Source organism: Caballeronia sp. LZ029 (assembly GCF_031451275.1).
In the GTDB taxonomy this organism is placed as follows: Bacteria; Pseudomonadota; Gammaproteobacteria; order Burkholderiales; family Burkholderiaceae; genus Caballeronia; species Caballeronia jiangsuensis.
This window is the reverse complement of the sequence record NZ_JARUXO010000103.1, coordinates 20,543-28,104: the sequence shown is the minus strand read 5'-3', so window position 1 is coordinate 28,104 and position 7,562 is coordinate 20,543. Positions and strand designations below refer to the sequence as shown.

The window sequence follows — 7,562 nt, the reverse complement described above, 5'->3', positions numbered from 1 at the left end:
TGAATCCGTCTCTTAGGCTCAGAACAGGATCTTATCCAGATGATCGGCCGCGTCGCCCGCAAAGTGGAGGGCAAGGCAATCTTGTATGCCGATGCCATGACGCCCGCTATGAAGCAAGCAATTGATGAAACGAATAATCGAAGGAAGCGGCAGATCGAGTTCAATGCGGAGAATGGAATCACTCCCATCTCATCCACGCGTAGGCTCGCGACGGAGCGCGTTGAAACGGAACCACCTAAGGTTCATTCAGAGGCGTTTTGCGAAAATCTAACGGATCTCTGCAATCAAATCACAACTAAAGAGGAGAAGTTAATTGAGTTCACCGATGTCGGTGATGAGAAGCACGTAGAGGAGGTCCGTAGTCAATTAAATGATCTGTACCGTCAGTTCATTTACGTGTAGTCACGCCAGCTTGCTGCGGCCCTTGCGAAAGCGAAGCGAAGGCCGATCTTGTCGAGATATTGAGGCGGCATCTTCGGCTCCTTGATGCCTCCGGCGTTCGACGATCGTCACCAGCCAGATTCCGGTCGATAGCTGGCACGCCGCCATCGGCGATCCAACGCTTGCTGACGCGATTCTTGACCGGCTGGTTCACAACGCGCATCGACTCACGCTATCGGTTGAATCGATGCGCAAGCGCCGAAATGGTTTGACCACCGAAGACGAGAAGGAGTAAAAGAACTCACCCCGCGTCGCCACGTCCAATCTTAACAGGACGTTCGTGCGATCGATTGCTCTCAGGCCAAACTGATCAGTAGGCGTTGCACCTGCGTCTGATTCGACTCGCTGCCGCGTGTGGTTCAGCTTGATGTACGAACGAGCGCTGTCGAATTTTGAGCGTCCCATATCAGGGAACAGCAGTCTTTCGAGCGTCAGCATCGGAACGCCGGCGAACGGCCGGAGATGGCCGACATCGGCATTTGAGACCGAATAGTCAGCGCTTCACATTCGGTGCGCAGATCGCTGGTGCGCCGGATACCAGCCTGTGAACTTCATTGCCGCATAGAGCGCCGCAATCGTGATGACGATGCCCGCCGGGTGCGGCACCGATGGCACATAGGCCATCAACAGATCGGCCGCGACCATCGCTGCGAACGCTAGAGCCCAGGCGGATGTGATCGCATAGTTCACGTGGATGAAACTCGGCGAAGTCCAAAGTTCAGGGGCGACTTTCTCGCGTGCGTATTGCAGTGTGAACGGCTGACGCAGCGCGATCGATGCCAGCACGATCAGAAGCAGTCCGCCATCGACGCGCAGTCGCACCGCCGGCACCGACCACGACGCGCCGTACGCGACCGCGTATAGCGTCAGCGCACCGAAAAGCAGAAACGTGCCAAGTTCGAGAATCTTGGTGCGCCGCCCGGGCGACAGAAAATCTCGCGCCAGCATCACGCCCGACACGACTGCGCCAGCCGCAAGACCCGCGGACAAGCCGACGGTGCGCTCGATCACGACGAACGCAATGAAAGGGGCGAACGCCAGCAACATGTTCATCACACACTCCCGTGCAATGAAAGATGGAATTGAGCAAGCTCAGACAAGTTCGCGCTCGTCGATCCAGCTACCGAAAAAGCCGTTCGGCACACAATAATGCACTGCCGCGGTCGCGATCTGTCCGACCGACACGGTCGTCGCATCGAGCACCGGAAGATCGCTGGGCGCTTCCCGGCCGCGAGTTGCAGCCGCGATACACAGCCGCGAGGATCCAGCCCTCGCCTTCGGCGCATCGGACGACCACGGCATGAACACCGGCTGAGGGGGTTGCATTGCAAATGCGCAGCGTCCAAATGTCCGCGTCTGTGGGGCGGTCGTGATCGACGTGCGCGATCCGCGAAAACGTCGCGCCCGGCTCGTCGCCGTGCGCGGCCAACCATCCATTTCGATAATGCTGCCCCATCATACAATCGTCAATGCGCGACAATTCGTCAGTCAGGTCGCCCAGCGGTTCGCTCGCGGCGCACGCATCGGTCTGGGACGGATCGAAGATCCAGCGAGCCAGCCGCGCGTCCGCCGTCTGCTCGACGGGCCGTCCGTCCGGCCAAGTGCCGCCTTCGTTCCCAGACAGCCGCGCGTGAGCATCTCACCGGTAAGTTTGGTACGTCGAAGACATCGATGATCTGCTCGCGCGAGTCGCTGATGTGCGCACCCTGCGCCGCGCTACCAGCACGCGTATGGCGCTGACCACGCGTTGGAGAAGCGAATCGGAGCGTTCAAGTTTCACCTTTTTGATGGCTGAAGGAGTTGTCGAACACGGCCGCAAACGGTCGCAAACCAATTGATGATCGAGGCAATAAGGTCGCAAGCGAAGCGCGTCTCGGTACGACGCGACCGCATCAGACAACCCTTCGGACGTGGCTGAGCAGTTCACCAATGATGGTTCCTTCGAAGCCGCAACCGATGGCAAGCACAACGAGGCCGGTACTGTCGCATTAACCGAGCACTCTGTTGCGCTTCGACAGGGAGTGTCTAAAGAGTACTTTCGACGTCGGTGCGGAACAGAATCGCCTAAACCATCCTTCAATGGCGATAATCGTGCACCAGCTCGTCGCTTTCCGTGTCGCACAGGCGCGTCTTGAGCATTGACGGCTCGCCGCTGCGTTGATAGCACGCTTCGACCGGTGGCTACACTCGCAGTCTTCGGCTTTCCCACCTTGATCGGGCGTCATGGACCTCAAGCAAATTCAGTATTTCATCGCCCTCTTCGAGGATGGCTCTGCCACGCGCGCGGCCAAGCGCCTCAATATCGTGCAGCCCGCGCTCAGCATGCAGATTTCAAAGCTCGAAGCCGAACTGCGACAGACCCTCTTCGAACGCGGCCCGCACGGCATGGCGCCGACCGAAGCAGCGCGCCTCATGTATCGCCTGTACACGCCGATCATGCGTGACATCGAGCACGCGCATGAGCAGTTGAGCCGGCGCGACGTGATCATCACGGGCCGCGTTTCGCTCGGAATGGTGGCGTCGGAAGCAGAAAGCGTCTTGCCGGAGTCGCTCGCGAGGTTTGATGCGCTCTTTCCGCAAGTCGAGGTATCGGTGGCCGACGGCTTCAGCGCACAGCTCATCGATGCGGTCGAGGCAGGCCGGCTCGATGCCGCGATCATCAACAAGCCGCGCGGTCGCCTCGCGCTCGATGTCGAGCCGTTGCTGGTGGAGGAAATGGTGTTCGTGACGAGCGCCGTACATGGCATCGAATTGCCGCAAGAGATCGATCTCGCCAAAATTTCCGGGCTTGAACTCGTGCTGCCGACGCGCCGCAACGGCCTGCGCGGCGCGCTCGACGCCGCGCTAATGGCCGCCGATATCGTCATCAAGCCGAAGTTCGAAATCGATCTGCTCAGCTCGATCGTGCAGTTCGTCGAGCAGGGAAATATCGCGACGATCCTGCCGCGCGTGGTCGTGCAGCGCCAGGTGGATGAAGGCACGCTGCGCGCTCACACCATCACGTCGCCGCCGATCGTGCGGCACATCATCCAGGTGACGCATCCAAAGCGGCCGATCGGTCCCGCCGCACGCGCGCTCATCACAATTATCACTGACGAGATAAAGCGCGTGACGACGGGTGTTTCGGGGAAACATGCGCCTTAGTGGCCGCGTTCCATCGGTTCGCGCGCACGGCCCGGAACGTCGCTGCGCGTGCCAAACAGTGTGTCGCAGATCGGGAACGTGAGGTTGAAGTTCTGTGTCGCCATCACTTCGGGATCGTGGTGTGTGGCGTGCAGTCGCCGCACAGTGTTGACGAGCGGAACGCGGTCGAGAAACGGGCTGTCGGTGAAGTGCGAAAGCGTATGCAGACCCTCGTACATCAGAAAGTACGCCGCCATCGTGAACAGCGCGATGTAGCCTGCGTTGCGGGAAAATACGAACCCGATCACGAGCGCGAACGGCACGGCCGCCAGCACGAACGCAACCGGCGCGAAAGGGGGAAACAGCAGCGCGCGCCAGTGACGGTGGCCCTTGTATTCAAGTGTCACATGCGTGAAGAAGCGATGATGGACCGCGCAATGGCGCTTGTAGATCATGCTGAAATACTTCGTCGGACGATGCAGCACGTAGCGGTGCGCCGCCCATTCCGCCCAATTGCCGAACAGAAAGAGCGGAATGACCGCCAGCCATTCGGCCAGCGTCGGCGCATGAAGCTGCATCAGGCAATACACGATCACGCCGCCGGTGAAAAGCAGTGTGAAGCCAAGGTGCATTTCCCCGCGATACCACCACGGCGTGGCATCGACATACTCGTCACGGAACTTGTAGGAACGCGCACGAACATCTTCTTCGTATTTCATCGATTTCTCCGGCTGTTGTAAAAGGCGGGCGCCCGTTGGCGTCCGCCGTTTTGATCAATGACTCAGGAAGGATTACGCGCGGAACCGCCTTCGAGCCTGCCGAGCGTCTCGGGGACGATAAATGCGCCCACGAGGAAGATCACGCTGATCGCGCCCACGAAGACTGCCAGCGTCATCGGCAACTGGCTCGCATCCTTCGCCACCAGCGACACGGCCGTCGGCATCATCCCGCCGATCGCGAAGCCGATATTCCAGGAAAGGCCCGTGCCGGTCGCGCGGATCGAAGTCGGGAAGCGTTCGTTCAAGAAGATCAGGATCGGCGCATAGCCGGCGCTGCCAAGCGCGCTGAGCAGGACGGCATAGACGCCGATCATCATGATGCTGTCTGCGGTGGGCAGCAGCAAAAACAGCGCGGGCAACGCGACGAGCCGGATAAGCCCGATCCACACAAACGCACTTTTGCGGCCGATGAACGTGCTCAAGTGCCCTGCCGCGATCGATGCGATCACGACGGCGATGCTGCAGATCATCAGGATCGCTGCGGCAGCGCCATTGGGTGCGTGGCTCACTACTTTCAGGAACGTCGGCAGGTAGCCCGACGTCAGATAGTAGCCGCTGCCGCCGCCAATCGTCAGGAGCAGGTTGACGAAGAGAATCTTGCGATAGTCGCGCGAGAACAGCGTCTTAAGCGGCGAGCGCACGACTTCGACGGGCGCGCCCTTGAGCTGCGTGGCGGCCTTCGCAGCCTTTTCGGCGGCGAGCTTCTTCCACAGCGGCGACTCTTCAAGGCTGTTGAACACGAAGAGACCAAGCACCGAGCTGATGATGCCGGTGAAGAACATGCAGCGCCAGCCCCATACGTCAAAGGCATCGCCGGGGAAAAGCGCCGACATCGCGAGGAACGTTACGGACGCGAGCAGCGCGCCGAGCCCGGCCCCGCCGCCGCCGATCAGTCCCGACACCGCGCCGCGATACTTCGGCGCGACGGATTCCGTTCCGATGGTGTGCGTGGAAGCGACCACACCTCCGACGAACACGCCCTGGATGAGGCGCAGCAAGAGGAAGAGAATCGGCGCGAGCAGCCCGACTTGAGCGACGGTCGGCAGCAGGCCGAACGCGGCCGTCGACAGGCCGACGCCAACCACCGCCACGATCATCGCGCCTTTACGGCCACGGCGATCGGCGTAAGAACCGAAGAGCGCGGAGCCGAGCGGGCGCATCAGCAGTGTTACGGCAAACGATGCATAGACGGCGGCGAGAGAAAGCATCGCGTGCTCGGAGGGGAAGAACAGACGCCCCACCACCGGCGCGACATACAACAGCACGAACAGATCGAACAGATCCAGTGCCCAGCCGAGACACGAAGCTACCACTGCGCCCATCACCTGCCGCTGATCGACAGCGGGTGCGGCGGCGCCATTTTGCGCTGCTACGGACATTTCCATCTCCTTGAATGTCACCGGGCCATCTTTCGATCGACCCCGCGTTGAAGGCACGTAGTTGTAGCGTGCTCTTATTGCCGTTAAAGAAACTTGTCAGTGCGCGGCGGCGAGCGGCGGCGTCGTCGTCGATGCGCTGCCTAAGCGTCGTCCAGCAACCATCGCGTCGGCGATCTTCTCGGCAATCATGATGGTCGGGATATTGGTATTCGCCGAAGGCAGCCGCGGCATCAGCGATGCATCAACCACTCGCAAGCCTCGCGTTCCGTGCACTCGGCCCTCGGTGTCGGTCACGGCGCTGCGCTCGTGCGCGCCGCCCATGCGGCACGTTCCGCTCGCATGCCACACGCCGAAAACATTCGCGCGGATGAAATCCGCGAGCGCGCGTTCATCGGCGAGCAGCGCGGAGATCCTGAGTCCGCGCGTGAAGAAGCGTTCGATCAGCAGGCGGCGGATCGGCGCGGGTGTATCGAGCAGCGTGCCGAGCATCGAAGTCAGCAGCGCGTTGCCCTCGCCGATACGGCTTAGCGCCTTCACGCGCGGCGAGAAAGCCGCGGGAAAGAAATCTCGCTGATCGTGACCGAGGCCCGATGCCGCGACGATCTTCGCGAGCATCCGTACGCCAACTGCAAGCCGATCGAGATCGCGTCGATCGTCGAGCAAATTGAGTTCGACACGCGGTGCGACCGCTGCATCGGATGAAACGAGTTGCACGCGGCCGCGCGAATACGGCCGGTTGCACCAGAGAAAGAAAAGACCAAGCCGGTTGCCAAGCGAATGCCATGCGGCACGCGTCGCGCTCGACAAATACAAATCCGACGATTCGCCGCCATCGACGCCCGACGTGAAACGCGCTGCGGTCATGCTTGCGCGTCGCCGGGTAAGTGGCATGCGAAAACGCGGTTCGAGAAAATGGCAGAAGGTGAGCGACGGATGATCCTGCAGATTGCGCCCGACGCCTGGCAGGTCGACGAGGCATCCAATGCCGAGCTCGCCGAGTTCATGCTTCGAGCCGATGCCCGCGCGCATCAGCAACGCGGGCGACTGGAGCGCGCCTGCACAGATCACGACCTCATCGGCGTCCAGATGCAACCGCTCGCCGTTCGAAGCCACCGCGACCACGCCCTGAGCGGCGGTCCCTTTCATCACGATCCGCTCGACACGCAGGTTCGGATACACAGTGAGATTGGGCCGCTTACGCGTCGCTTCGTCGAGGTACGCGACAGCGGTAGACACGCGCTTATCGTCGATATTGGAGAACGCCCCTGGAAACAAGCCGTCGCCGAACTCGGCGTTTTGGTCCTGCAAGGTGGCGAAGCCGTTCGCGCGCAGTCCGTCGGCGAACGCGTGACAGAATGGGGGCCAGTCTTCCGGCATGATGCGGCGGATCGGCACCGGACCATCGCTGCCATGCAACTCGCCAGAGGGAAAAATTCACATCGCGCTCGAGCTTGCGAAAATAGGGCAGCACGTCGTCCCATGCCCAGCCCGGCGCGCCGTTCGCGGCCCACTCGTCGTAGTCGCGCGGCAGGCCCCGATTCGCCGACTGCACGTTGATACTCGACCCGCCGCCCATCACCCGGCCCTGCTCATACACGCGCGGCGCCGATGTCTTCGTCGCCTTCGCTTTCAGATCCGGCCAGATGTAGGTATCGCCGCAAAAGACGGGCATTGGATAGCTATCGAGGATATGCGCGGGCACCGCGCCCGGCGGTGTATCCGCGCCCGCCTCGATCAACGCGACGCGCAGCGACGGCACCGCCGACAGCCGATGCGCGAGCACGCATCCCGCCGATCCGCCACCGATGATCACGTAGTCGAAACGATCCATTTGCCTGTC

Annotated in this window: 7 protein-coding genes and 2 pseudogenes; 3 read left to right on the top strand and 6 right to left on the bottom strand. The window is 61.3% G+C overall.

The features are described 5' to 3' along the window. Positions 1–39 precede the first annotated feature (39 nt). Both QCE73_RS38400 and QCE73_RS38395 read left to right on the top strand, forming a co-directional pair. Positions 40–402, top strand: coding sequence for a hypothetical protein (locus tag QCE73_RS38400; RefSeq protein WP_309885991.1), 363 nt, complete (start codon positions 40–42; stop codon positions 400–402). A 91-nt stretch (positions 403–493) separates the two neighbouring features. Continuing rightward, positions 494–676 (top strand): annotated as a pseudogene (locus tag QCE73_RS38395) (ATP-binding protein); the annotation flags it as partial. On the opposite strand, the gene QCE73_RS38390 reads toward QCE73_RS38395, so the two are convergent. From QCE73_RS38390 to QCE73_RS39530, 3 genes are all read right to left on the bottom strand, one after another. Then, complete coding sequence (locus QCE73_RS38390; protein ID WP_309885990.1) at positions 592–879, bottom strand: hypothetical protein; 288 nt, start codon at positions 877–879, stop codon at positions 592–594. The pseudogene QCE73_RS38395 and the gene QCE73_RS38390 sit on opposite strands and share 85 nt — an antisense overlap. Positions 880–942: 63 nt before the next feature. Further along, positions 943–1,494, bottom strand: a complete 552-nt coding sequence (locus tag QCE73_RS38385) for a hypothetical protein (protein WP_233391271.1) — start codon at positions 1,492–1,494, stop codon at positions 943–945. Positions 1,495–1,561: 67 nt separating this feature from the next. Beyond that, a complete protein-coding gene (locus QCE73_RS39530) occupies positions 1,562–1,987 on the bottom strand; it encodes a carotenoid oxygenase family protein (protein ID WP_404989880.1) in 426 nt (141 codons plus the stop codon). A gap of 677 nt (positions 1,988–2,664) precedes the next feature. On the opposite strand from QCE73_RS39530, the gene QCE73_RS38375 reads away from it, so the two are divergent. Further along, positions 2,665–3,585 (top strand): LysR family transcriptional regulator, encoded by a 921-nt coding sequence (locus QCE73_RS38375; protein ID WP_309885989.1) that lies wholly within the window; start codon positions 2,665–2,667, stop codon positions 3,583–3,585. Here QCE73_RS38375 and QCE73_RS38370 read toward each other — a convergent pair. The 3 genes and pseudogenes from QCE73_RS38370 to QCE73_RS38360 form a co-directional block, all read right to left on the bottom strand. Then, positions 3,582–4,283 (bottom strand): sterol desaturase family protein, encoded by a 702-nt coding sequence (locus QCE73_RS38370; protein ID WP_309885988.1) that lies wholly within the window; start codon positions 4,281–4,283, stop codon positions 3,582–3,584. The genes QCE73_RS38375 and QCE73_RS38370 overlap by 4 nt on opposite strands. Positions 4,284–4,345: 62 nt before the next feature. Next, positions 4,346–5,722: an MFS transporter gene (locus QCE73_RS38365; protein ID WP_309885987.1), complete on the bottom strand. Its 1,377-nt coding sequence runs from the start codon at positions 5,720–5,722 to the stop codon at positions 4,346–4,348. Between the two features lie 96 nt (positions 5,723–5,818). After that, positions 5,819–7,553, bottom strand: a pseudogene (locus QCE73_RS38360) (GMC family oxidoreductase). Positions 7,554–7,562 lie beyond the last annotated feature (9 nt).